This is a genomic window from Serratia sp. CY55921 (genome assembly GCF_052167655.1).
Classification (GTDB): domain Bacteria; phylum Pseudomonadota; class Gammaproteobacteria; order Enterobacterales; family Enterobacteriaceae; genus Serratia; species Serratia ureilytica.
Genome location: NZ_JBJNMU010000001.1, coordinates 1,861,470 through 1,886,074, shown reverse-complemented (window position 1 = coordinate 1,886,074; position 24,605 = coordinate 1,861,470). Strand labels below are relative to the sequence as shown.

The window sequence follows — 24,605 nt, the reverse complement described above, 5'->3', positions numbered from 1 at the left end:
GAGGGTTAAGGAATCTAAGATTTTTCTTTGTGTGTTTTTTCTTTTTATATCAATGGCTTTTTGTTTTTTATGCCACAAGCGCTTTTATGAGGAAATGGCGGCCATCATTTAACCCGCGCAGTAAGCAGCCTGCCGTACTCACTCTTTTAAGGCACACATCCTTCCGGTCATTGCTCGATTCATTTTTTTTATTGTCATGAAAATTATTTGATTCGATGTTGCAATTTTTTTGTCTTTGGAATTAATATGTCCTGCATCTGGCGGTGAATGAGATTTTTCCCATTGCCGGATACCTTTTAGAATACACTTGGATATATATAAATATATACCGTCGCATATAAACTTTTAGATGGCAGGATGCTGTCAATACTCTGCTATTGCCTAAGCTTCGTTAGCCTCTAAACGGTTTAATGGTGTAGGTCATTTTATATATGCTCTCTCAGCGAAGAAAGTAATGGGGTTTATTATGATTAAGCAAGGCATCTCTTTGGCGGTATTGGCTGCCGCGTTAACATCTGTGGGCGCAACGGCGGCAGATAATTCCGCCGGTGGCGTTATTTCGTTTAGCGGTGCCGTTACGGATACCACTTGTACCATCAATGGCGGGAAAAGCGCCGATTTTACCGTTGCGCTCAGCCCGATTTCCGTGACTGATGCGGGCACCGTGGTCGGCCCCATCACCAAAAACAAGAAATCTTTCTCGCTGACGTTCTCCGGCTGCACGCCGGCGGCGGGAACGGCCGGTACGCCGCTGAAGATCTACTTCTCTTCGGCGAATAATATCTCTACCGACGGGAAATATCTGCTGAACAGCTCCGTGAATGAAAGCGACGCCGCCGTAGCGAAAAACGTCGGTTTTTCTCTGGCTGAGCCGGGTTCATCCACGCCGATTCCGTTGAACGTGCCTTATGTCACCAAGATCAAAGGCGATAAAACGGCGCCGGATGCCGAAACGCTGACGCTGGACGCCTATTACTACAAGACCAATGCGTTGGAAGCAAAAGTGGGGGAATTGAGTTCCAACGTGACTTACACCATTTCTTACCTGTAATTGCAATTAAGCCAGGCCTGCGCCCAAGGCAAAGGCCTGGCTTCTGGGGTGACTATGAAACAGTGCTTAATCTTTGCTGGATTGTTTCTCAGCAGCTTTTGCGCCGATGCCAATATTGTAATTAATGGAACGCGCGTTATTTATCCGGAAAAAAACAAGGATGTTATCGTTCAGTTAGTCAACAATGGTGACGATCCGGCACTGGTGCAGGCATGGATTGATGACGGTGATATAAACTCGACGCCTGAAACGGCAAACGTGCCGTTCTTGTTATCCCCGCCGGTTGTGAAAGTTGCCGGAAATAATGGCCAGCAATTACGCATACAAAAAATGAACGCGGCGCTTCCCGGCGATCGTGAGTCGGTATTTTATTTGAATGTGCTGGATATCCCGCCTACGCCGGAGAATTTGCAGGGCGTCAATACGCTGCAATTAGCCATCAAATCACGCATCAAGCTATTTTATCGCCCGGCAGGGTTAACCGGCAGTGTCAATAACATCACCGACTTCATTGAACTCCAGGCGGCGGGGAAGGGATTTAAGGTTATCAACAAAGGCCCTTACTATTTTACGTTGGCCAATGTTGATCAGAAAGGCAAAAAGAATCTGTTGGTCGATTCAGTGATGGTCGGGCCATATTCCAGCCTCTTTGCCCCGACCAAAGTTGGCGTGAGCCGGAATATTCCCTACACCCTGCTCTATATCGACGACCTGGGGGCTTATAAATCTAAAGCCATTACAGCCCGCTAACGTGAAGAACGGCCATGAAGCTTAAACTAAAATTGCTTTCGATACTGACCGCATCTGTATTCATACCGTTAAATAAAGCATCGGCGATGAAATTCGACACTTCTCTATTGGCCGGTGCGTCCAGCGAATCCGATCTGTCGCGTTTTTACCTCAATAATGACATGCCGGCAGGCACGCAAACGGTCGACGTGTATGTCAACCAGAGTTGGAAAGGGCGGTTCTCGTTGCAGTTCGGCGAACATAAAGGCGATATTCGCATCGCCCATCGTGACGCCGCCCTGTTGGGCATCGATATGAGTCGTTTGTCCATCGGGGGGGACAAGGGGCCGATCCCCGTCCAAACGTTGGTGCAAGGAGGAAGGGCGGACTTCGATGTGGGGACGTTGAGCCTTAAGCTGACGGTGCCCCAGTCGCGAGTGATTCGCGCAGAGGCCGGCTATGTTGACGCCAAATTTTGGGATCGCGGCGTGCCTGCGTTGCTGCTGGCCTATAACGCCACCTATTACCACGTGCAGTCGTTGCAGGGCGACAAGGCGTCAAACGACGATTTCTATACCGGTTTGGAATCGGGGGTCAATCTGGCGGGTTGGCAATTCAGAGACAGCAGCAATTTCCGCAGCAGTTCGCGGCAAGGCAGCGATTGGCAAAATAATACTCGCTATGTGCAGCGTGGCTTCGCCGCCATCAAATCGAACCTGACGATGGGCGATTTCTATTCGCCGGGTGATTTGTTCGACTCGATTCGGGTGCGGGGCGGCGCTTTAGCCTCGGATATCAACATGCGGCCCAATTCGCAGCAGGGCTTTTCGCCGATAGTACGGGGCGTGGCGCAGAGCAATGCCCTGGTGAAAGTATTGCAAAACGGCAACCTCATCTATCAGGAGAACGTGCCGCCGGGCGCCTTTACGCTGGACAATATATTGCCGACCGGTTCTGCGGGGGATCTGTTGGTCGTGGTCAGGGAAGCCGACGGGCGGGAACAATCCTTTACCGTGCCGTTTTCCGCCGTTCCCAACATGTTGAAGCAGGGCGTCAGCAAATATGGCCTGGTGGCCGGTAAGGTCAATCAGGCGGATACCGACTATGCGCCCGCTTTCGTGCAGGGCACGCTGCAGTACGGCTTCAATAATCTGGTCACCGGTTACGCCGGTACGATCCTCAGCGAGGACTATCGCGCCTGGCTGCTGGGCAGTGGCTGGAATCTGCCGTTCGGCGCGGTATCCGTCGATGTGACTCAGGCCTCGACGCATTTGCAGGATCGCAACGAGAATGGGCAAAGTTTTCGGATCGCCTACAGCAAGTTTTTGGACGCTACCGCAACCAACTTCACGCTGGCGGCATACCGTTATTCGACCAAAGGTTATTACAGTTTCAACGATGCCATCTACACCCATCAAGGCTACCGCGAGCGTGACAAGCGCTTTCACGATTATTGGAACGATCGGGATGACGATGAGCTTGCCCCGCTGGATTTGAATACCTGGGATGCCGTTCGCGCCGCTCGTCCGCGCAATACCTTCAATTTGAACCTAAATCAGAGGCTCGCAGACGGGTGGGGCACGCTCTATTTCTCCGGCACCCAGCGCGACTATTGGTCGGATACGAATAAAAGCCGGGAATACCAGCTCGGGTATTCAAATGCCTTCGCGCGCGTCAGTTACAACATTTCCGCGAGTCGCGTGAGAAATTCCGATCGCAAAGAAGAGACGCGGTTTTATCTCTCTCTGAGCGTGCCGTTGTCGATGTTCGACAACAATGCCTATCTCAGCACCAGCTTATCCGCCACCGATTCGCACTATCAGCAAAGCTCGCTGAGCCTGAGCGGCAATGCGCTGGAATCAAACCGTCTGAGTTATGCGCTTGCCGGCAGCAATCAAAGCGGCGGCAACAGCATGGCGAGCGTGAATGCCGCCTATCGCGCCAACGCGACGACCGTCGGCGGCTCCTACAGTGAATCATCAGACTATCGACAGTTGGGCATGAGCGCCCGCGGCAGCCTGGTGGCGATCCCTTGGCATTTGCTGGCGTCCAACGAAATGGGCAACACCATGATGGTGGTGGACGCGCCCAAGGCCAAAGGGCTGATGGTGAACGGCGACGAGAGCATCGTCACTAACGACGAAGGGCTGGCTTTGGTGCCTTACGCCACGCCTTACCGGCAAAACTCCGTAACATTGTCGGATACCGGCAACAGTTCCGGCGCCGAGATCGTCGGCAATATCGCCAACAGCGTGCCCTATGCCGGCGCCGTCAACTATTTGAGATTCGAAACCGATCGGCGTCGGCCTTATACGCTGCGCGCCTTTAAGCCCGGCAATAAGCCCCTGCCATTTGGTGCGGAGGTGGCGGATCAAAGCGGGCATGCCATTGGCTTCGTCGGGCAGGCCAGCGTCCTGTATCTGCGGGTGGAGCAGCAGCCAACGTCACTGGAGGTCAGGCTGAATGACGGTGTCTGCAAGATTGAACGCCCGAAAATCTCGATGGACAGCGCAGCCAACACATGTCGATAAAAGGATAATTACACCATGCTCAGGATACTCGCACTGACCCTGTCCCTGTTGTTCAGCGGTTACAGTTACGCTTCATGCTACGGCAACGGCATCCAATATGCGCCGCCTATCTACGTCGATTTGTCGGATAAGCTCAGCGATAAAACCCCGGTCTGGGAAGGCAGTTTTTATACGCAATACAGCGGTTCATTCAGTTGTTCAACCTCGAGCAGCGAATTCGGCTATACGCGCATCCTGTCAACCGACAGCACAAAGGCGACCATTCTGGGATTCAACAACGGTAAATATTGGATACGCGCGGAAATAACCAACGACATCGCCAACAAAAAACTTAGCGGTTGGGGATCGCACTCCGCTTCGGAATTGAATCAGCCGATGAATATTCGTTTCAGTCTGGTCAGCAAGACGGGCACATCGATACCCGGCGACACGGTTAGCCTTAAGGACGTGATGTTCGTGACCGATCTGAGCGGGATGTCCTTGCTGGAGATCATTTTGTGGCCCGCCAAGCAGTTGGTGAAGATTTTGACCTGGCTGCTCAACGGTTTCAATTGGCCTTACGATCAGCGCGACATGTACGGGCAGCCGATGACCATCAAGTATGCGCCCAAGATGACGACCTGCACTTTCGACAATGCCGGCCTGGCGGTGAAGTTGCCGACGCTGGGGATATCGCAGATTACTCAGGGGGCGCAAAATGGCCTGACGCCCTTTACGCTGAATTTCAGCTGCCAGAATCGGCAAAGTGGCGGCACGGCCGATCGGGATATCAATATGTTTTTATCCAGCAATAATCTGTTGTCTTCGGATAATACGGTTTTGATTGATAAAAGCGCTGAGGCGGCAAAAGGCATTGGCATCCGGCTGGTCAAGACGGCTTCGCCGAATAATCCCGTCACGCTGTCGCTTTCCAGCGTGACGCCAGGCGCGGCGACTTCATTATTTCACGTGGGAACCGGCAATGCCTTGGATGCACAATTTTCCATCGGCATGGCGGCCTATTATTATCCTTACAGCCCCACCGCAATGAGCAGCGGGGGAATTAACACATCGGCTACGCTTAACATTATATATAAATAATTCTTTTGTTATTTTTAATAATAAAAAACAGGTTGCCACATATAAGAAAAATCTTAACATGGTAATTGGTGGCGAATATTATTTGCTTGAATAATATTGGTGTTTAATCCGGATCTCTATGTTGAGGATGAATTGTATGACGGAACAAATCCAGATCGGTGTCAAAGTGGAAAAATCGCTAAAAGATGAGGTTGACGTCATTCTTCGCGGTTTGGATATTAAGCCGACGACGGCGATAAATGGGCTTTATCAATATATCTCGCAGCATGGAGAGCTCCCTTTTGTCATATCAACCAGCGTGAAAACACCGAAGGATATCGCCGGCGGGTTGTTCAAGAACCTGTTTTCCTTACAAAGCACGCTCAGCGTTTTCCTGGATAAAGTGCAAATGAAGCGGTGTGTCAGCAGGGAGGAAGTATTGATTGTGCTCGATATATTGCGCGATTTTATCGTTGGTTTTCGCCAAAGCGCGCAATATCTCGGCGCTTCGCCTTTCGGTCGGCGCGTAGTTTGGAAGGATGCCGTATGCGCCGTCGAGAGTATTCATGAAATTCTAGATAATAACGTGAAATACAGTGAAGATGGCATTATGAATTTGGATGAAAAATATCTTTCATCGCTGTCCGCATTGCTGATCTCATTATGTTCTTCACTTAAGTAAGTCGGACCAATAAAGTTAATTGACATGACTGCCATGGGGGCGTTGTTAAAAACGCGCCCATGACAAATAGCAATGGGGTGATCCTGTGCGAGTGGCTATATTTTCTGATGATTACTATTTATTCTATGGCATATCGCAGATCTTAATGTCGTTGGAGGGCGTTGAAGTTATGGGTCTGCATTCATCTGCACGCCGTGGATTACATGCCATGTATTGTCATGCAGAAGTGGTCATCGTCTCTTTCTCGTCTATCTGTCGGGTTATGAATTTCTTATCGCATATTGTCGACAGGCCTGACAATACGATCGTCTTAACCGGCGTGGAAACGCCGCGACTGGCGAATTTTAACTGTCTGAAAAAAAACATCGGTCTTACGACGTTCGTTGAGGCAATAAAAATGTTCACCGCGAGCTGCAAAGGGCAGAGCCTGTCGCCGCGCGAGCTTTCGGTGTTGGCCATGCTGCTGGCGGGAAAACCGAATACCGGCGTCGCTAAGGCGTTGGGCATTTCCGAGAAAACCGTCAGCCAGCATAAAATGAACGCCATGCGTAAATTGGAAATCGAACGTTTTCACCAATTTATTGTTGCGGCAGATGAGCGAGTGTAAGCGTGATGCCGTTGGCAGAGTGAGCGCCGTCTGATGCCAGAGTAAAATAAACCCGCCGAAGCGGGTTTTTCCGTCAGTTTTTGCAGCCCATCAACTCCGGCAGAACGCCGGGCTTGTTCTTCAGCGAAGCCTGTACGTCGTCCGGCAGACCAGCCCAGATGATCAGGCCGGTGCGTTTCTCGATCTCGTCCACCGTCACGCGGAATTGGCAAAAATCGGCGCCCTTCGGCGTGTTTTGATCGAATAGGAAAGCGGCATAGTGGTTCACCGCCGGGCTGTTGTTGATGAAAATCACCTTCCAGTAGGCGCTGGGGATAGTGTGCGCTTTCTGGGTGCCCGGCAGTTTGCCCATATCGCGTTCATACAGCGGCCCGGTCACGGTATAGACCGAAGAGATGTCTGCGCGATCGATCAGCTTGCGCTCCTGATCTTCCAGCCGCGCCCAGGCGCCCTGGTTCAGGTCGGACTTTTGCGGCGTGATGTTGGACAGGTAGTTCAGCGATTCCCAGTCGGAAACGCCGGCCAACGAGGCCAGCGGCGCCTGATGGCCGCGATCGACCTTCAGCGCCGCGTTGGCGCCGGTGTAATCGGCAGGGGCCAGGGTATCTGCCGGATTGAGAGCCGGGTCGGTTTTCCAGTTGCGCGTCTTGCCGCTGGCCGGCGTGTCTTTGGTGATGTGATAGGCCACCCAGTTGGCGAATTTGGTGGTGCTGTTATTGTTCAACGTATAAGCATGACGCACGATCGACACATTGCTGCTGCCGCCGGTCGGGCAGCCAACCGCGCAGTTGTCGATAGATTCGAGCGTCTCGGCCGACGCCTGTGCGGCGAACAGCAGGGCGGCCAGGGCCAACATCTTGTTGTTAAAGCGCATATTCATATCCTCAATAAGTTAAAAAAAATACTGTATATATTTACAGTAAATTAAACTTATCGCAGTGAAACGAATACAACAATGCAACACATTTATGTTGTGAATGTGTCAGTCATGGTACAGCGATACCGCACGTTAAAGTCGGCAGAAATAAAAACGGCGTCCAACAGACGCCGTTTCAAAAGGGGGTTATTCCAGCAGGTCGTTGACCGTGCGGCGAACGTAGTGCGTCATCTGCGCCAGATCGTCCGGTGATACCGGCCCGCCGCCGGCGCGCACCACCTGCTGTTCAATCTGGGCGATCTCTTGCTCGACCTTGTTGGCGATTTGCACTTTGACTATCTTGTCCACCGAAGACAGCAGCACCTTCAAGACCACTTTCAGCGCGATGTTCTCGCAGAACGAGTCGTAGTGATGAACCGGCGGCGGCGGGGCCGGAGCCGGCTCGGGCGCGCGCGGAGCCAGAGCCTTGAAGCTGTCTACATTTTCAATAATAAGATCCATGTCTCTTATTAGTTCATCAAAATCTTTAGACACTGACTTATTCCCTTCGCTGTGCGCAAAAAACAGAGCGCCCGTCCTCGCGCCTAAGGCTGACAAGCGACGGGCAGAACGAATTCGGGCCTGGCCTTCAGACGCTGAATGGCCGGGGGAGGGGCATTCTAACCTTGCGGCGGGTCGGCAACAAGATGGGGCCGTGCGAATGCGCGGCCCTTTGAATCACGGGTGCAGGGGGGCGATTAACTTTTCAGCTTGGCGGTGATTTTCGCCACGTGCTCGCCCTGATAGCGGGCAATGGTCAGCTCTTCGTTGCTCGGCTGTCGCGAACCGTCGGCGCCGGCGATAGTGGTCGCACCATAGGGGGTGCCCCCGCGCACCTGCGAAACGTCAAACAGCTCCGGCGTCGCATAGCCGATCGGCACGATGATGAAGCCGTGGTGCGCCAGCGTGGTCCAGGTCGAACTGATGGTTTGCTCCTGGCCGCCGCCGGTGCCGGTGGAGGAAAATACGCTGCCCACCTTGCCGTACAGCGCGCCGGAAGCCCACAGGCCGCCGGTCTGATCGAGGAAGGTGCGCATCTGTCCGGCCATGTTGCCGAAGCGGGTCGGCGTACCGAAGATAATGCCATCATAGTCCGCCAGCTCTTGCGGGGTGGCGACCGGCGCCTGCTGGTGTTGTTTGCCCCCGGCCTTGGCGAAGGCTTCCGGCGTCATGGTTTCCGGCACGCGTTTGACCGTTACGTCCACGTTATCGACCCGATTCGCCCCTTCGGCCACCGCCTGCGCCAGGCGTTCGATGTGGCCGTACATTGAGTAATAAAGCACCAACAGTTTCGTCATGTTTCGTACTCCCGCTCAGATGATTAACAAAAACCCCTGATAAGCATAGAAGCGAATGACGAACTTGGCGTCGTGGCGTTACCTGATGCCGGCGATCGCCAACAGGGCGCCAAAGACAATCAGCAGCCCGCCAAAGGTGCGATCGATGCCGCGGCGCAAACGCAAAAAGCGCGCATTGACGCCCGGCGCGGAAAACAGCAGCGCGACGGCGGCGAACCAGAATACATGGACGGCGGCGATAAAGAGGCCATAGCCGATCTGTACGCCGAGCGCGGTGTGGGGAGAGACCACCTGCATGAACAGACTGACGATGAAGATGGTGGTTTTCGGGTTTAACGCGTTGGTGAGAAAGCCGGTTTTCAGGGCGGCGAGATCGCTGATGGCGGCCGGCGTCGTGGTGGGCGCGGCGTCGTGATGGGTTGCGTTGCGCAGCAGCGTAAAGCCGAGGTAGATCAGGTAGGCGGCGCCGATGACTTTGAGCAGGTTAAACAACCAGGGCGACTGTTGGATCAACACGCCGACGCCAATCAGCGTATAGCTGACATGGACCAGTACGCCGGCGCCAATGCCGCAGGCGGTGAAGATGCCGGCGCGGCGGGAGAGCAGCAGGCTGTTGCGCGATACCATGGCGAAATCCGGTCCGGGGCTGATTACAGCGAGTAAAGTAATGGTGACGACAGCGATGAGTTCAGTCATAGTTATCCTTGCGATTTTTATCAATAGAGTGACTGATTTATAAGAGTAATTTTTCTCGGTGACAAACGATGAATAGTGACGATATCGGTGAGAAAAACTCACGCAATAGAGCCAGGCCATTGCCGCTGGGCGGGCTGCGCTGCTTCGAGGCCGCCGCGCGGCTGGAAAGTTTCACCCAGGCGGCGCAGGGGCTGAATTTGACACATGGCGCCATCAGCCGGGCGGTGCGGGCGCTGGAAGAGGAATTGGGCGTGGCGTTGTTTGAGCGCCGCCATAGGCGAGTACTGCTCACGGCGGCGGGCCGCAAGCTGTTTCAGGCGACACAGCAGGCCTTCGGCATTCTGGACCATACCGCGCTGGAGCTGCGCCAGCAGGCGCTCAATGCGCCGCTGGTCTTGTCCTGTGAACCGACCTTATTGATGCGTTGGCTGATCCCGCGTTTGCCGGCTTTTCAGCGGGCGCACCCGGACATCAACTTACAGCTGGTGGCGGGCGGCGGGCCGTTTTCGTTCCATGACGGCATCACGGCGGCGATCCGGCGCAATGACTTCGATTGGGGAAAGCAGGCGCATAGCCTGGCGCTGTTCAATGAAAAGGTCGGGCCGGTGTGCCAACCCGAGGCGCTGACGAGGCTGACGGCCTCTGTGGACGGACGGCGGCTTTTGCGGCCGGGCGCCAAACTGCTGCATGCCGCGACCCGGCCGGATGCCTGGCGGCACTGGGCGCATCAGCAGGGGGTGACATTGGCGGGGCATCCGGAACAGCGCTTTGACCATTTCTATTTCAGCCTGCAGGCCGCGGTAGCCGGCCTTGGTATCGCAATCGGCCCATGGCTGCAGGTGCGAGACGATCTGGCCGCCGGCTTGTTGAGCGCGCCGTTCGGTTTTACGCCCGACGGCAGCGGCTATTACCTGCTGTCGCCGCAGCCTATCGTGCCGGGCAGCGCGTTGGCCCGGCTGGCCGAGTGGCTAACGCTCACGGCAGGCGCCTGAGTTTTTGCGCCAGCCGCTGTTCTTGCCAGCGGCTGAAGACGTTGCGCAGCAGCAGGGTGCGCACCGCCCGCATGATCAGCGCGAGGCTCATGCCGCCGAGCGCCCATAGCGCCCAGAGATAGTGCGGGTGGGTAAAGACGTTGACAGCGAGCAATATCGCGCCGATGACGGCGAAACGCACCGCCATGCTCAGCAGTTTACCCTCTGCCGCAACCTGGCGACGAAGGCGCTGCGCCTCAGGCGTCTCCTCCTGCGGTGTCTGCGGCGGCGCGTTGAGATCGCTGATCTGCACGCCCAGTGCGGCGGCGATCGCGGTCAAGGTTTCCAGGCTGGCCTGTTCGCCGTTTTCAATCCGCTGTACGGTGCGGGTGCTGAGGCTGGCGATGGCCGCCAACTGCTCCTGCGACCAGCCTTTTTCCAGGCGTAATGGTCTGATGCGGTACTTTTGCATGGTGCACTCCCGAGTTCGCTGTCACTGTCATCCAGTGTAGGAGGCGCGGGGTAGCGGCGCCACGACAGCGGCACGACAGCGACACGACATCCGCCGCCGGCGCGGGCCGGCGGGCAGTCAGAAGGCGACGTTGCGGATAAAGCGCAGCGGGAGATCGCCGTGGTTGGCGTAAGCGTAGCGCTGATCGCTGTTGAAGGTTTGCGTGGCGCCGGCGCTGAGCGTCAGCGTGCCTTGTTCCAGTTCCAGCGTCAGGGTGCCGGCAATCACGTAGAGGATTTCGCTCCAGCCTTCGGCGTCCGGCGCCGAGTCGTAGCGCTCGCCCGGCATCAGCGTCCATTCCCACAGCTCGGCCCGTTGGCGCGCCGGTACGCTGGCGGCAAACAGCGCCTGGCTGCCCGGCTGTGCGCCTTGCCAGGCCAACTCGCCTACCAGATGGCTGCCGCGAGCCTCTGGCGCCTGAATCAGATCGGTGAACGAAATCGCCAGGGCGGCGGCGATCTTGTCGAGCACCGCCAGACTGACGTTGCGATCGCCGGCCTCGATGCCCGCCAGCATGCGGCGGCTGACGCCGGAAAGTTCGGCCAGCGCCATCTGGCTCAGGCCCGCCTGTTGGCGGTAGCCGCGCAGATTGCTGCTCAGGTACTGCAGCACTTTGGGGGGATCGGTTTTCGCGTTATGCGCCGTATTGCTCATCGCCGGACTTTATCTCATACTGGCAGGATCTGTGCATTATATTGCACTCAGCAGGAAGGGCAAGCCGGTGTCAGCAGCAAAAAAATCCTTTATTTCCGCCGTGGTTCCGCAAATCAGGTTGCCGGAAGCGGTGTTGATTTTCATCACCATGATCTGGGGCGGCACCTTTTTGGCCGTGCATCACGCGATGCAAGTCAGCGGGCCGTTCTTTTTCGTCGGTCTGCGTTTCGCCACCGCCACGCTGGCGTTGACGCTGTTTTCGCTGCGCGTGCTGCGCGGCCTGACCCTGTATGAACTGAAGGCGGGCGTACTTATCGGGCTGGCGATCATGTTCGGCTACAGCATGCAAACCGTCGGTCTGCAGACGATTACCAGCAGCCAATCGGCGTTCATCACCGCCATGTACGTGCCGATCGTGCCGCTATTGCAATGGCTGGTGCTGGGGCGGTTCCCCGGCATCATGTCGTGGATCGGTATTCTGCTGGCCTTTACCGGCCTGATGCTGCTGGCGGCGCCGAGCAGCACGGACATGTCGCTGAGCCTCGGCGAAATTCTGACGCTGGCCGGCACGCTGGGCATGGCGGCAGAGATCATTCTGATCGGCGCCTTCGCCGGCAAGGTGAATATCCGCCGGGTGACCATTGTGCAGCTGGCGACCGCCTCGCTGGCCTCATTTTTGATGATGGCGCCGACCGGCGAATCGCCGCCGCCGTATTCGGATTACCTGCTGTACAGCGCCATTGGGCTGGGGCTGGCCAGCGCGTTGATTCAGCTGACCATGAACTGGGCGCAGCGCAGCGTTTCACCCACGCGCGCTACGGTGATCTACGCCGGCGAACCGGTCTGGGCGGGCATCGTCGGGCGGCTCGCCGGTGAGCGTTTGCCGGGCGTCGCGTTGTTGGGGGGCGCGTTGATTGTGATCGGGGTGGTGGTCAGCGAGCTGCGCGTACGGCGCAAGGGGAAAGCGGCGGTGGCGACGGAAGCGGATTAGCGCAGAGGCAAAAAAGAGCAAAGGGGCGGAGATATCCGCCCCTTTTTGCATCACGCGGTTTTCTTCTTGCGCAGGAACACGTAAGACAGGCCGAGCAGGATGAACCACAGCGGGGTGACGATCAGCGCCTGGCGGGTGTCTTCGCGCAGCGACAACAGCACCAACACGAACACGAAGAACGCCATGCACACCCAGCACATCAGTTTGCCGGCCGGCATTTTGTAGATCGATTTCTGGTGCAGCGCCGGGCGCCGTTTGCGGTAGACCAGATACGAACACAGGATGATGGTCCAGACGAACATGAACAGAATCGCCGACACGGTGGTCACCAGGGTGAAGACCGTCATCACGTTCGGGATCAGGTAAATCAGCACCACGCCGCCCAGCAGGCAGATGCAGGAGAAGGTGAGGCCGTTGGCCGGCACCGCGCGCTTGGACAGGTTGGCGAACGATTTCGGCGCGTCGCCTTCCTGCGCCAGCCCGAACAGCATGCGGCTGGTGGAGAACACCCCACTGTTGGCGGAGGAGGCGGCGGAGGTCAGCACCACGAAGTTGATCACGCTGGCCGCGGCCGGCAGGCCAATCAGCACGAACAATTCAACGAACGGGCTCTTGTCCGGCACTACGGAGCTCCACGGCGTCACCGACATGATGACGATCAGGGCGAACACGTAGAACATGATGATGCGGATCGGAATCGAGTTGATGGCGCGTGGCAGTGACTTCTCCGGATCCTTGGTTTCCGCCGCGGTGGTGCCCACCAGTTCAATGCCGACGAAGGCGAATACCGCGATCTGGAAGCCGGCGAAGAAACCGCTGATGCCTTTCGGGAACATGCCGCCGTCATTCCACAGATGGGTGAACGAGGCTACGGTACCGGTCGGCGACTGGAACTGCATGGCGATCATCACCAACCCGGCGACGATCAGCCCGACGATGGCGACGATTTTGATCATCGCAAACCAAAACTCCATTTCGCCGAACATCTTCACCGTCGCCAGATTAAGGCCGAGCAGCAACAGCACGCACAGCAGCGAAGCGATCCACTGCGACAGTTCAGGGAACCAGAACTGGGCGTAGGCGGTGATCGCCACGACGTCGGCGATGCCGGTGACCACCCAGCAGAACCAGTAGGTCCAGCCGGTGAAGAAGCCGGCCCACGGGCCGAGCAGATCCGCGGCGAAATCGCTGAACGATTTGTATTCCAGGTTGGACAGCAGCAACTCGCCCATGGCGCGCATCACGAAGAACAGCATAAAGCCGATGATCACGTACACGAAGATGATCGAAGGGCCTGCCAGGCTGATGGTTTTACCGGAGCCCATAAACAGACCGGTGCCGATGGCGCCGCCGATGGCGATCAGTTGAATATGTCGGTTAGTGAGGTTTCGCCGTAGATGATCTTCTGAGGCGGGCGTCGCGTCAGTCGCTATTTTAGAGTGATCTACCATCTGATGATGTCCTGTTTTACCTGTCATTAGTGAAGTCGTGAGCTCTGAAGTGGCTCTTTTTTATACATTTATCCGGTTGGTCCGGCTTTAGTAAGGTAGTGCAATAACGCCACCTTTGTGCAACATGTTTACAACATTTATACGCGGGATAAAAGTCGATCAATCTTTACACGAGAGGAGGCAAATCGGACGTTCAGGGAGCGGAAGATTACTCTTCAAACGGTGGGATTAACAGACCTTATGCGGCTTATCTCGTTGATTAAACAAAGGGTTGTAAAATTCGCATGAGAAAAAGTAATGGGTGTAAGCGTTCGACAGCGAGGCTGACAAGAAGGGCGATTTATCTCGTTGGGCCGTTAGCTCAGGCGGATGAGCCGTTGACGCCTAATCAACGAGACAGAGGTTCGCCCCCTGTACGGCCCGCCAACCAAATCAGCGTGTTACGCTCAGACATTTCTTTGATTGTGCCCTCATGGCGCCGTTTTAAGCGCGTATTCTGCAAAAAAATTCGCATTTTTCGACTGATGTTCAGAAAGGTGATCTGGCGCAAACTGCGATGTTGCACCGTACTTTATACGGCAAGGGAGGCTGTGCGCTGGCGCAACGTCGGCGCAGGGATGGGGCATTTGCCCAAGAATCTTTCAGGTCAAGAAACGGGGAACACATGCGCGGCCGACATCAAGAGCAGTGCCCAAACGGCGGCTGAGAGTGCGGCGGTGGCATAGACGTGCCTCGCCGGCAGTTGCAGCATGCCGGCCATCAGCGGCACGGTGTAACGCATCACCGCCAGAAAACGCGAGGCGAACAGCAGCGGCAGCCCGCGCTTTTGCAAGGAACGTTGCGCTTTGCGCAGTGGGGCGTGAAAGCGTGCCGGCAGCCAGCGGCCAAGATCGCGACGGCAGAGCAGTGCGCCGCAGTGGAAAGACAGGATTGAGCCCAACGCCGCGCCAAGGGCGATGGCCGCCCAAACCGCGCCGATCGGCAGCGCATGTTTGCCCGCAAGGATGCCCATCAGCAGCGTCACCGAGGCAGGCGGCAGGACGGAGGACACCACGATCACGGATTTTCCCAGCGCGAACAGGAAAATCAGCAGCAGCAACATCTCCGGTTCCGGGCTGTATTTGGCGATAATGTGCGTCAATTCATCCATTTAACACCTGTGGGCGAGAGGGCTGACTGTCAGTGTCCCATCCGCAGGTTCAATAATGGCTAAATAACGCGTCGCTATCCGGTTATCTCTGCGTCTTGCTTACGTGCCTCAGCATGCCGATGTCTGAGCGCCCCTAACAGCACGGCGCACAGCAGCGAAAAGGCGGCCAGCACCAGCGGCCCGGCATGCGGGCTGTGAAAACGCTGTTCCGCCTCAGTGCGGATCAGCGGGGCTAAAAAGCTGAATGCGGCGCCGAGCGTGGTGCAAAAACCGATGCCGGCCGCCAGCGCCGGACCGGTGAGCAACTGAGCGGGAAACGTCCAGAAAATGGGTTGTACCGCCAGAAAACTGACTGCGCAACAGCTCAGGGCGACGATAGCGAGCAACGGGCCGGCATAGGAAGAGACGACCAACCCCAGCGCTGCCGCGACCATGCAGCCAACGGCGATCGGCAATCTTCTGGCGGTTTTTCTGTCGGCATAGCGCGGCAGGAAATAGACGCCAAGCGCGGAGCATGCCCAGGGAATGGCGGCCACCAACGAGGCCTTGAAGCCGAGATGGGTGCCCATCAGCGAGGCGATCTGCGACGGCAGAAAAAACATCAGGCCGTATACGCCGATTTGCAGGGTGCCGTAGATCAACGCCAGATGCCAAACTTTGCCGCTTCTCATCGCCGCTTTAACGCTGCTGGTTTCGGTGCGCTGCTGTTCAGCGGCCAGCTGTGTGACCAGCGCATTACGTTCTTCCTCGGTCAGAAAGCGGGCCTGCCCTGGGCTATCGTCGAGATAGAAAAAGGCGAAGACGCCGAGGACGACGGCCGGCAACCCTTCCAGCACGAACATCCAGAACCAGCCGGGCTTGCCCAACACGCCGTGCATCTCCAGCAAGGCCCCCGACAGCGGTGAGCCGAGCGTCAGGGCCGCCGGTACGCCAAGCACGAAAATGCCAATGACCGAGGCGCGCACCTTATTGGGAAAATAGATCGACGCCAGCAGCAGGATGCCGGGGTAAAAGCCGGCTTCGGCGATCCCCAGCAGAAAGCGCAGGACAATAAATTGCTGCTCGTTGGCCACCAGCCCGGTACAGGCCGACAATGCCCCCCACAGCGCGGTGGTGGCGCTGAGCCAGCGTTTGGCGCCCCAGCGATTCATCAACAGGTTGGCCGGAATGCCGAACAGCGCATAGGCGGCAAAGAATATCCCCGCGCCCAGCGCAAAGGCGGATTGCGACAGCGCGATATCGATGGCCATCGCGTCTTTGGCAAAGCCGACGTTGACCCTGTCGATAAACGCAATGAAGTACATGGCGAACATCAATGGCACCAGTCTGCGCCAGGTTTTGCGGATGGCGGCGTTGAGCGCTGGAGCGGCATAGGTGGCGTGATTCACTGGCGGTAACCTCTCTTCTGAGAATGATAAACGTCGGTCATAAGGACCGTCCTGGCGCCGTGGCCCATCATGCGGCGATGACATGGCTTTTCTGCGTGAGCCTTAAAGGTCTAAAGGACTAATGGTCAGGCCTTTAGGGGCGAAAAAAACGCCGCGTATTGCGTCGGTATATCGGTACACATATCACCATGGTGAATGGTGTGTTGCCTTTTTGTTAATTGAAAGTTCACACAGGGCCAGGAGGCGTTCAAGCGCTTTGATCGAGATCTGTGTGCGCTATCACCGAATTGGGAACCCGATGACAGACACTGGAGAGTGGCGCTTTCATCTCGCGAGGGAGGGCGATAAGGTGAAGCACGGCACAACAGAACGCAGGAGCGCAACATGCTGAAGGTCATTGCTGAAGATTTCATTCACCCGGAACACATTGACACCGTTATGCCGTGGTATCGCGAGCTGGTGGAGAAAACCCGGCAGGAGCCGCTGTGCATCAGTTATGAACTGTGCATCGACCAGCAGGATCCCGGGCACTTTATTTTTATCGAAAGCTGGCCGGATCGCGCGGCGCTCGAAGTGCATTGCCAGACCGAGCATTTCACCCGGCTGGTGCCGCAGATCAATCAGTATCAGCGCAAGCCTTGCACCTTCCTGTTTATGCAGGCGTTCCCTGAAACAGGCGATAAATAGGCGAAAAAATCCCCGCAGGGGGCGGGGTCAATGGCTTCTCAACACTATCTTGTTGTGATTAAAAAATAGGCTGATAATGATTTTCATTCTCTAAGAATGCTCTTAAATTAATCAATCTGGTGAATGATTCGCCGTCTGCTTTTCGCTGGCGGTTTTAATGGCGCGCAGCATGCGGCGTCTTATCAACCCACTCACCAGGCGAATCGCATACCAGTAGGGGGTAAACCGCCGCCGGCTGGCGCTGTCGGGGCAGAAGATGCGCGTTTCCGTTACCAGACGGCAGCGCCCGTCCTCCAGGGGGCTCGCGGCATACCCCAGCGCCAGTTTGGCGACGCCGGGCTGAGCGAAGGCCTGAAAGTCCGCCCCGTCAGCGACCTTCACCAAACCGTATTCAGCCTGCCAAAACCGGCCGATCAGGCCATAGACCAACGCGGTTTCATCCTGCTCAAGCAGGCAAAAGTTATGCAGGCCAAACGGCGGAGGACGGGGCTTATCGCGTGGCATCAGCCGCGCGGGCAATTCGCGCAGCGCTATCATGCTGCGGAAAAAACGATCGCGCTTGGGATCGTAAGCGGCCACGGCGTCCAACACCCGCGATTGCGGCGCGGTGATGACGATCGTATGCCGCTCAGAGAACTGGTATTGCCCAAGGTATTTATTCAACAGCGTCATGTTGTTCATGCTCCCGCCATTCGCTATGCAGCAGGGCGAAACCGAATTCATCACCCCATGCGCCTTTGAAAAACACGTTTTGCCGCCAACAGGCCTCACGGCGAAAGCCCAGCTTACTGAACAACGCGGCGGCGCGAAGATTACGCGCGTCCACCACGGCGGTAATGCGGTGTTTCGCCAGCGGCCCGAACAGCAGGGCGATGACGGCGCTTAGCGCCTCGCGCGCCTGTCCTTGCCGCTGATGAACCGGATCGAAGGTCACGCCCAGTTCAGCCTGACGCCCTTCATCGAAAAAATGCACCGCGACATCGCCCAGCAACGCGCCGTCCTCGCGGCGCTCGACCGCCAGTTGAAACCAGGTGTCATCACGGTTGAACGCGAGCCGCTGTTGCTGTGCGAAAAAGGCCTGCGCCTGCGCGGCGCTGTAGTCGCTCCAGCTCTGGTAGCGCGCCACGTCAGGATGGTTGCGGTAGGCGGTAAAGTGGGGCAGATCGTCGGCGGTGAACGGACGCAAGATCAGTCTGGGGGTCAGCAGAGGCAAGTGGCGCATTATTTTTCCTTATCAGCGCATGAGGGCTACCGGCAGTGTAGCCCAGCGCCGAGAGGCGGGCTGCGTAAAATGAGCTGTGGCGGGGAGGCGCAGCGGGAAATGCCGGCTCAGGCAAGCCGGCAAGCAATAAGGGGATTAACGACGAGCGGCCGCCTGACGCAGGCGTTCGACCGGCGCCTGCTGAAAATCGAACGATGGCGCCTCGCGCTGCGTCAGCCCCTGGCGCACGATGGCCTTCACGGCCAGGCTGGCGGCGAGATCCTTCCCGGCGATCTGCTCGGCGATGCGCAGCGCTTCTTCCCGAGCCGAGCCCTCGCTGATGCGGGAAATGGCGCCGTGTGACAGGGCCTCCCGCGCACCGACGGTTCTGCCGGTCAGCAGCCAGTCGAGGGCGACATAGGGAGAAACTCGCGCCGGCAAGCGCGCGCATCCGCCTTGCGCGGCGACCAAGCCGAGCCCGGTTTCGGGGAAGCTGAAGCGCGCGTTCTGGCCGGCGACGATCAGATCACAAGCCAGGGCGAGCTCAAAGCCGCCCCCGTAAGCGATGCCGTCAACGGCGGCGATGATCACCTTGGCGATCTGCGCATGGATCAGTCCCCCGAATCCCTCCGGCGTGACGATGGGCAGTTCGCCCTGTCGGAACGCGGTGACATCCATGCCGGCGGAAAATACCGCCGGCTGACCGGCCAGGACGATCGCGCGTATCGTATCGTCATTATCCGCCTGCCGCAGGTAACTGCGGATCAACTTGGCCATCTGCAGGTTGATGGCGTTCTTTTTCTCCGGCCGATTGAGGGTGATGACCGCAACCTGCGCGCCATAACGTTCGTAAAGCACCGGCGGTGATTCACTCATCGCTGGCCTCCCCGCGGAAAAAGATCAGCGTCAACAGCAGGGCGATGGCGCCGAGCGGTAGCGAGAACAGCGGCAAATAGTGGGCCGGCAACGCGTAGAGCGTCAGGCCGCCCAGCATGCCGCCCGCCGCGATGCCGGCGTACAGCACCGAGCTGTTGAGCGACACGGTCAGCGCCCCAAAACGCTTCGACAGCGACAACAGGTGATGTTGGATTGGCACCAGATACATCCAGCCGGTAATGCCCCAGATAAGAAAGATGGCCAATACCCACCACGGCGAGGTGACGTAAAAGGCCAGCAGGAACAGGGACAGCGTCTGGATCGCCACCGAAAACAGCAGCACGAATTTGCTGCCTAGGGCGTCGGTCAGCGCGCCGGAGGCAAAATTGCCGATCACCGCGCCAATGCCGAACACCAGCAGCGCCAAAGGCAGAATGGCTTCCGGGCCGAACTGGGTGTCTTTCAACAGCACGCTGACGTAGCTGTAAACAATGTGCTCCGAGCACACGGCGAAAAAGGTGATCAGCAGCGTGGTCAGCACCGCCTTTTGCCGCAGCGGGGCGAGCCGTTCTTTCAACGAATGTTTGCCCGGCGCCGCAATGGCGCGCAGCGCCAGCGACAGGCCGAGCAGCGCCACCGCCCCCAGCAGGGCGATGAACAGAAAGATGTCGCGCCAGCCGATCAGTTTGGCCAGAAAGGTGCCGAACGGAATGCCGAGCGCGATGGCCAGCGTCATGCCGCCATAGACGATGGAAATAGCCAGGCCGCGGCGTTTTTCCGCCACCAGCCCCACCGCGGCGGCGGCGGCCTGCGGGGTGTAACAGGCCGCGCCCAATGCCGCCAACACTCGGCCGAACGATATCTGCAGGTAGCTGGTGGCCCAGGCGCAGGCCAGGTTGCCGGCGATGAACAGCACCAGCGCCAACTGCAGGATGTGCTTGCGGTTGACGTTGCCCAGCAGCCAGGCGGTCAGAGGCGCAAACAGCATGTAGGCCAGCGCGAATACCGATATCAACTGCCCCGCTTGCGCGGGGCTGACGGCAAAGGTCTCGGAAATGTCGCTGAGCACGCCGGCGACGATAAAGGCGTCGGTGCCGATGGCGAAGGTCCCGGTCGCCATCAGACACAGCGTGACCAGATGGCCGTTATAATCCGCTAACTTCATCCCGCCCTCCGCAGATCGTTTACCGCCCAGACCCGGCTCAACGCCGCCAGGAAGGTCTCCACGTCGGCATGGGAATGCGCCGAGGTCGGCGTTACCCGCAGCCGTTCGCTGCCCGCAGGCACCGTCGGGGCATTGACCGGTTGCACGTAAATGTCGTGCTCATCGAGCAGCACTTTGCTGATGTGTTTGTTGCGATGGGGATCGCCGATCAGCAGCGGCAGGATATGGCTGTCTGCCGACACCAGCGGGATGCCGGCGGCGCGCAGACCGGTCTTCAGGTGATCGACGATCGCCAGCAGGTGCTTGCGTTGGGTGTCGTGCTCGAGGTTGTATTTAAAGCTGGCCAACGCGGCGGCCACCACCGGCGCCGGCGACGAGGTGCTGAAGACGAATGCCGGCGCCCAGCTGCGCACGGCTTCCACCACCGAACGGGGCGCGGCGATATAGCCGCCCGCCGCACCGTAAGACTTGCCGAACCCGCCCTGGATAATGGTGATTTTATCCAACAGGCCCAGCTGTTCGGCATAGCCCAGCCCCCGTTCGCCATACACGCCGGCCGAATGAATTTCGTCGAGATAGGTCAGCGCCTGATACTGTTCCGCCAGCGCCACAATCTGCGCCAGAGGAGCAAAGTCACCGTCCATGGAATACAGCGACTCAAAGGCGATCAGCTTTGGCCGCGCCGGATCGGCGGCCTGCAGCAGCTCGGCGAGGTGCGCCACGTCGTTATGGCGGAAGATTTTTTTCTCCGCCTTGCTGTAGCGAATCCCGTAAATCATCGAGGCGTGATTCAGTTCGTCAGAGAACACGATCAGATCGGGGATGGCGTCGCACAGGGTGGACAAGGTGGCGTCGTTGGCGCCGAAGCCGGTGGTGAACAGCAGCGCCGACTCTTTGCCGTAGGCGCTGGCCAGCAGCGTTTCCAGTTCAGTGTGATAGACCGAGGTGCCGGAAATGCTGCGGGCGCCGCAGGTGCCTAACCCGACTCGGTTAACCGCGTCGGTGGTGGCCAGCAGCACTTTGGGGTGGTGGCTCATGGCCAGATAGTCGTTTGAGCACCAGACGTTGAGACGGCGCTCGCCTTGCTGCCCGTGGCTGGTGGCCCAGGGTTTGTCCTGCACGCCGCGTTCAAGGTTGAGGAACTCGCGAAAACGCCCCTGCTTTTTGGTTTCCGCCAACTTTTCTTCAAGAATGTTCAGTACGCTCATAGCATGTTCCTTGTGTTAAACGGCTTTAAGGTTTAATGACAGCCCCTGACCGACGCCGACGCACATTGTGACCAATGCGTTGCCGGCCTGCCGATCGCGTAATTCCAGCGCCGCCGACAGCACCAGGCGCGCGCCGGACATTCCCAGCGGATGGCCGAGCGCGATGGCGCCGCCGTTTGGGTTGACGCGCGCGTCGCCGGCGTCGATGCGCCAGTGTTTCAGCGCCGCCAGAACCTGCGCGGCGAAGGCTTCGTTAATCTCGATGATGTCGAAGTCGTTCAAGGTGAACCCGCCGCGCTGCAGTAAGCGCTCGGTGGAAGCGATCGGCCCCAGCCCCATCAGCGCCGGCGCGACGCCGGCGGCCGCGCTGTCGCCGATCTCCGCCAGCGGTTGCCAGCCCTGGCGTTTCACGTAGCGTCCGGAGGCCAGCAGCAGCGCGGCGGCGCCGTCATTGATGCCGGAAGCGTTGCCGGCGGTGACCGAACCACCGGCGGCGAAGGCCGGTTTCAGCGCCTGCAACTGCTGCAACGTGCTGAGCCGGGGGAATTCGTCCTGTGCGAATATGCGGGTGGTTTTACGATCCGCCGGCACATCCACGGGCGTGATTTCCCGCGCCAATCGACCGCTGTCGATCGCCCGGCGGGCTTTTTGCTGCGAGCCCAACGCGAACAGATCCTGTTCCTCTCGCGAGATACTCTGCTGTTGGGCCACGTTTTCCGCCGTGATGCCCAGCGGATCGCTGCCGTAGCGTTCCGCCAGGCGCGGGTTGACAAAGCGCCATCCCAGCGTGGTGTCGTACAGCTTTACCCCCTTGTCGAACGGCGTTTCGCCCTTGCTCAGCACATAGGGCGCGCGGCTCATGCTTTCCACGCCGCCGGCCAGAATCAGTTCGCTGAGGCCGCTGCGGATTTTCGCCGCGGCGTAGATCACCGCATCCAACCCGGAGGCGCAAAGGCGGTTGAGGGTGATGGCCGGCACCGACTGATCCAACCCGGAAAGCAGCGTCGCCATGCGGGCGACGTTGCGGTTGTCTTCGCCGGACTGGTTGGCGCAGCCCAGCACCACTTCATCCAGAGCCTGCTGCGCCGCCGGATGGCGCTGAAGCAGGCTGCGAATAATCGTCGCCGCCATATCATCGGGGCGGGTATGCGCCAGGCTGCCGCCATAGGCGCCGATCGCCGTGCGCGTGCCGTCGATCAGATAAACACCGTCATCTTTAATGCTCATCATGGATCCTTAAGGCGTGGTGGTCAGCGCCGGTTGGGCGGCGTGCAGAAGGGTGTAATGCGGCGCATAGCGCGCCGCGTGCAGCAATTGCGCCAGGTTGCTCAGCGTCGTCCTGACATTTTCCTCCCCGAGGCGAGTGAGCCAGCCGAAAATACCGTCGGCGTAGTTCACGCCGGCGACGGCGGCGACATCAATGTCTTCCCGGCTGCAGACGCCGCTTTCCACCATGATCACCGACTCGTTGATCAGGCTGCTGAGCACGCGGGCGACGATCAAGGCCGGGGAATCCTTGATAAATTCCACCTGCGGGATCGCGGTGTGCAGCAGGCGTAAAAACAGCGCCTTATTGGCTGCAGAGGCGTGGCGGCTATGCGCCGCCACCAGGTACGCCGTATCGCCGTAGTTCAGGGCGACATCGACGACAAAGGCGTCCGCCGCGGTCTGTTCGGCAAGCTGGTTTGCCGTGCGGCCATCGGTAACGCTGACGGTGAAAGCGTCATTAACCTGAATGGCGGCGCCCAGGCCCGGTAATGTCGGCCGTTGTTCCACGCGCAGCCGCGGCCATTGCAGGGTGGCCCGCTGCTGTAGCAGAGTAAAGAGAGGATGTTCACCGTAAATGCGTAGCGTCTCGACCTCCGCATCGACGGCGGCCGCAAGCGGCGGAGGAGATTCTTCGGCGGAAAAATAGGAGCGGCCGTTCTTTTTGCCCAACAGACCGGCATCGACCAGCGAGCGCTGCAGATGGCCCGGGGTATAGCGCGGATCGTACTGCATGTCCTGCCAAATTTGCCGGCTGACCTGATAGTTGATGTCCTGACCGATAAAATCGGTCAGTTCGAGCGGCCCCATGCGAAAGTGTCCGCCGGCTTTGAGGGCGCGGTCGATCTGCGGCGCACGCGCCACGTGTTCTTCCAACAGGCGGAACCCTTCCAGATAGTAGGGGCGGGCCATACGGTTGACGATAAATCCCGGCGTGGCCTGACAGACGACATCGCGTTTCCCCAACGCCGCCACCAGTTGACGGCAACGTTCGGTGGTGACCTGTGCGGTAAAATAGGCCGGAATGATTTCAATCAGCTTCATCAGCGGCGCGGGGTTGAAAAAGTGCAAACCGATAAAGCGTTCGCTGTGCGTCACCGCCGTCGCCAGCTTATTAAGCGACAGTGAGGAGGTATTGGTGGCGATCAGCGTGTCGGGCTTGACCGTCGCGGCGATGGCCGCCAGCACCTCGAGTTTGGCTTGCTCATGCTCTGCGATGGTTTCGATCACCAGATCGCTGTCGGCGATGGCCCCAAATTCCGCGGAGAACGTCAGATTAGCCAGCACCGTGTCTTTGTCCTGCAGCGCGAGCTTGCCCTGTTCCACCTTTTTGTTCAGGTCTTGCACGATAGCGTCGCGAGCTTGATTGAGGGTATTGCCGTTGCGATTATAAAGCACCGTACGAATGCTTTTTTGCGCCAAAAGATAAGCGATGCCTCTGCCCATCGTTCCCGCGCCGATAATCGCAGCCGATTGAATTGCCGCATTACTTTCTGCCATAGAAAATCCCCGTCACT

The 24,605-nt window shown here is 58.0% G+C and carries 25 protein-coding genes and 1 tRNA gene; 10 read left to right on the top strand and 16 right to left on the bottom strand.

Annotated elements, in window-relative coordinates; all coding sequences use genetic code 11:
- Positions 1–454 precede the first annotated feature (454 nt).
- From ACJ8M3_RS09215 to ACJ8M3_RS09190, 6 genes are all read left to right on the top strand, one after another.
- A complete protein-coding gene (locus ACJ8M3_RS09215; protein WP_369825806.1) occupies positions 455–1,051 on the top strand; it encodes a fimbrial protein in 597 nt (198 codons plus the stop codon).
- Between the two features lie 54 nt (positions 1,052–1,105).
- Complete coding sequence (locus tag ACJ8M3_RS09210; RefSeq protein ID WP_033644245.1) at positions 1,106–1,801, top strand: fimbrial biogenesis chaperone; 696 nt, start codon at positions 1,106–1,108, stop codon at positions 1,799–1,801.
- Positions 1,802–1,815: 14 nt separating this feature from the next.
- Positions 1,816–4,311 (top strand): fimbria/pilus outer membrane usher protein, encoded by a 2,496-nt coding sequence (locus ACJ8M3_RS09205; RefSeq protein WP_089196861.1) that lies wholly within the window; start codon positions 1,816–1,818, stop codon positions 4,309–4,311.
- Between the two features lie 15 nt (positions 4,312–4,326).
- The gene (locus ACJ8M3_RS09200; RefSeq protein WP_004928073.1) at positions 4,327–5,391 is read left to right on the top strand and encodes a fimbrial protein; all 1,065 of its coding nucleotides are present in this window, start codon (positions 4,327–4,329) and stop codon (positions 5,389–5,391) included.
- A 136-nt stretch (positions 5,392–5,527) separates the two neighbouring features.
- Entirely contained in the window at positions 5,528–6,052 is a 525-nt protein-coding gene (locus ACJ8M3_RS09195) for a hypothetical protein (RefSeq protein ID WP_049866670.1), read from the top strand.
- 169 nt (positions 6,053–6,221) lie between these two features.
- Complete coding sequence (locus ACJ8M3_RS09190; protein ID WP_197665001.1) at positions 6,222–6,659, top strand: helix-turn-helix transcriptional regulator; 438 nt, start codon at positions 6,222–6,224, stop codon at positions 6,657–6,659.
- 73 nt (positions 6,660–6,732) lie between these two features.
- Here the strand turns inward: ACJ8M3_RS09190 and ACJ8M3_RS09185 are convergent, their stop codons facing one another.
- From ACJ8M3_RS09185 to ACJ8M3_RS09170, 4 genes are all read right to left on the bottom strand, one after another.
- Positions 6,733–7,533, bottom strand: coding sequence for a DNA/RNA non-specific endonuclease (locus ACJ8M3_RS09185; protein WP_033650698.1), 801 nt, complete (start codon positions 7,531–7,533; stop codon positions 6,733–6,735).
- A 189-nt stretch (positions 7,534–7,722) separates the two neighbouring features.
- Positions 7,723–8,037, bottom strand: a complete 315-nt coding sequence (locus tag ACJ8M3_RS09180; RefSeq protein ID WP_016928271.1) for a hypothetical protein — start codon at positions 8,035–8,037, stop codon at positions 7,723–7,725.
- A 236-nt stretch (positions 8,038–8,273) separates the two neighbouring features.
- Positions 8,274–8,873 carry an NAD(P)H:quinone oxidoreductase gene (wrbA, locus tag ACJ8M3_RS09175; protein WP_033650699.1) on the bottom strand — a complete coding sequence of 200 codons (600 nt, stop codon included), beginning with the start codon at positions 8,871–8,873 and terminating at the stop codon, positions 8,274–8,276.
- Between the two features lie 78 nt (positions 8,874–8,951).
- Positions 8,952–9,569 carry a LysE family translocator gene (locus ACJ8M3_RS09170; protein WP_089196862.1) on the bottom strand — a complete coding sequence of 206 codons (618 nt, stop codon included), beginning with the start codon at positions 9,567–9,569 and terminating at the stop codon, positions 8,952–8,954.
- A 68-nt stretch (positions 9,570–9,637) separates the two neighbouring features.
- Here ACJ8M3_RS09170 and ACJ8M3_RS09165 point away from each other — a divergent pair, with 68 nt between their 5' ends.
- Positions 9,638–10,561, top strand: coding sequence for a LysR family transcriptional regulator (locus ACJ8M3_RS09165; RefSeq protein ID WP_089196863.1), 924 nt, complete (start codon positions 9,638–9,640; stop codon positions 10,559–10,561).
- On the opposite strand, the gene ACJ8M3_RS09160 is transcribed toward ACJ8M3_RS09165, so the two are convergent.
- Together ACJ8M3_RS09160 and ACJ8M3_RS09155 are read right to left on the bottom strand one after the other, a co-directional pair.
- The gene (locus ACJ8M3_RS09160; protein ID WP_197775864.1) at positions 10,545–11,012 is read right to left on the bottom strand and encodes a helix-turn-helix domain-containing protein; all 468 of its coding nucleotides are present in this window, start codon (positions 11,010–11,012) and stop codon (positions 10,545–10,547) included. The two genes, ACJ8M3_RS09165 and ACJ8M3_RS09160, sit on opposite strands and share 17 nt — an antisense overlap.
- A gap of 117 nt (positions 11,013–11,129) precedes the next feature.
- A complete protein-coding gene (locus tag ACJ8M3_RS09155; protein WP_197775863.1) occupies positions 11,130–11,705 on the bottom strand; it encodes a helix-turn-helix domain-containing protein in 576 nt (191 codons plus the stop codon).
- A gap of 67 nt (positions 11,706–11,772) precedes the next feature.
- On the opposite strand from ACJ8M3_RS09155, the gene ACJ8M3_RS09150 reads away from it, so the two are divergent.
- Positions 11,773–12,696, top strand: coding sequence for a DMT family transporter (locus tag ACJ8M3_RS09150; protein ID WP_033642612.1), 924 nt, complete (start codon positions 11,773–11,775; stop codon positions 12,694–12,696).
- 50 nt (positions 12,697–12,746) lie between these two features.
- Here ACJ8M3_RS09150 and cycA read toward each other — a convergent pair whose 3' ends face one another.
- A complete protein-coding gene (gene cycA, locus ACJ8M3_RS09145; RefSeq protein ID WP_442514649.1) occupies positions 12,747–14,147 on the bottom strand; it encodes a D-serine/D-alanine/glycine transporter in 1,401 nt (466 codons plus the stop codon).
- A gap of 350 nt (positions 14,148–14,497) precedes the next feature.
- Between cycA and ACJ8M3_RS09140 the strand changes: the two genes are divergently transcribed.
- Positions 14,498–14,573: transfer RNA gene (locus ACJ8M3_RS09140), tRNA-Arg, on the top strand.
- A gap of 220 nt (positions 14,574–14,793) precedes the next feature.
- On the opposite strand, the gene ACJ8M3_RS09135 is transcribed toward ACJ8M3_RS09140, so the two are convergent.
- Entirely contained in the window at positions 14,794–15,297 is a 504-nt protein-coding gene (locus ACJ8M3_RS09135; RefSeq protein WP_047572010.1) for a DedA family protein, read from the bottom strand.
- Between the two features lie 74 nt (positions 15,298–15,371).
- Entirely contained in the window at positions 15,372–16,685 is a 1,314-nt protein-coding gene (locus ACJ8M3_RS09130) for an MFS transporter (protein WP_046686798.1), read from the bottom strand.
- A 384-nt stretch (positions 16,686–17,069) separates the two neighbouring features.
- Between ACJ8M3_RS09130 and ACJ8M3_RS09125 the strand changes: the two genes are divergently transcribed.
- The gene (locus tag ACJ8M3_RS09125; RefSeq protein ID WP_033633403.1) at positions 17,070–17,372 is read left to right on the top strand and encodes a putative quinol monooxygenase; all 303 of its coding nucleotides are present in this window, start codon (positions 17,070–17,072) and stop codon (positions 17,370–17,372) included.
- A 111-nt stretch (positions 17,373–17,483) separates the two neighbouring features.
- Here the strand turns inward: ACJ8M3_RS09125 and ACJ8M3_RS09120 are convergent, their stop codons facing one another.
- From ACJ8M3_RS09120 to ACJ8M3_RS09090, 7 genes are all read right to left on the bottom strand, one after another.
- Positions 17,484–18,044: a hypothetical protein gene (locus ACJ8M3_RS09120; protein ID WP_046688452.1), complete on the bottom strand. Its 561-nt coding sequence runs from the start codon at positions 18,042–18,044 to the stop codon at positions 17,484–17,486.
- Positions 18,028–18,594: a GNAT family N-acetyltransferase gene (locus tag ACJ8M3_RS09115; protein ID WP_089196866.1), complete on the bottom strand. Its 567-nt coding sequence runs from the start codon at positions 18,592–18,594 to the stop codon at positions 18,028–18,030. Before ACJ8M3_RS09115 ends, ACJ8M3_RS09120 begins: the two co-directional genes overlap by 17 nt.
- 135 nt (positions 18,595–18,729) lie before the next feature.
- Positions 18,730–19,449: an enoyl-CoA hydratase-related protein gene (locus tag ACJ8M3_RS09110; RefSeq protein ID WP_046686800.1), complete on the bottom strand. Its 720-nt coding sequence runs from the start codon at positions 19,447–19,449 to the stop codon at positions 18,730–18,732.
- On the bottom strand, positions 19,442–20,614 hold the full coding sequence (locus tag ACJ8M3_RS09105; protein ID WP_046686801.1) for an MFS transporter: 1,173 nt from the start codon (positions 20,612–20,614) through the stop codon (positions 19,442–19,444). The genes ACJ8M3_RS09110 and ACJ8M3_RS09105 overlap by 8 nt, the downstream gene beginning before the upstream one ends.
- A complete protein-coding gene (gene hemA, locus ACJ8M3_RS09100) occupies positions 20,611–21,822 on the bottom strand; it encodes a 5-aminolevulinate synthase (RefSeq protein ID WP_089196867.1) in 1,212 nt (403 codons plus the stop codon). The genes ACJ8M3_RS09105 and hemA overlap by 4 nt, the downstream gene beginning before the upstream one ends.
- 15 nt (positions 21,823–21,837) lie before the next feature.
- Entirely contained in the window at positions 21,838–23,049 is a 1,212-nt protein-coding gene (locus ACJ8M3_RS09095; protein ID WP_046686802.1) for an acetyl-CoA C-acyltransferase, read from the bottom strand.
- 9 nt (positions 23,050–23,058) lie between these two features.
- Positions 23,059–24,588: a 3-hydroxyacyl-CoA dehydrogenase NAD-binding domain-containing protein gene (locus ACJ8M3_RS09090; RefSeq protein WP_089196868.1), complete on the bottom strand. Its 1,530-nt coding sequence runs from the start codon at positions 24,586–24,588 to the stop codon at positions 23,059–23,061.
- Positions 24,589–24,605 lie beyond the last annotated feature (17 nt).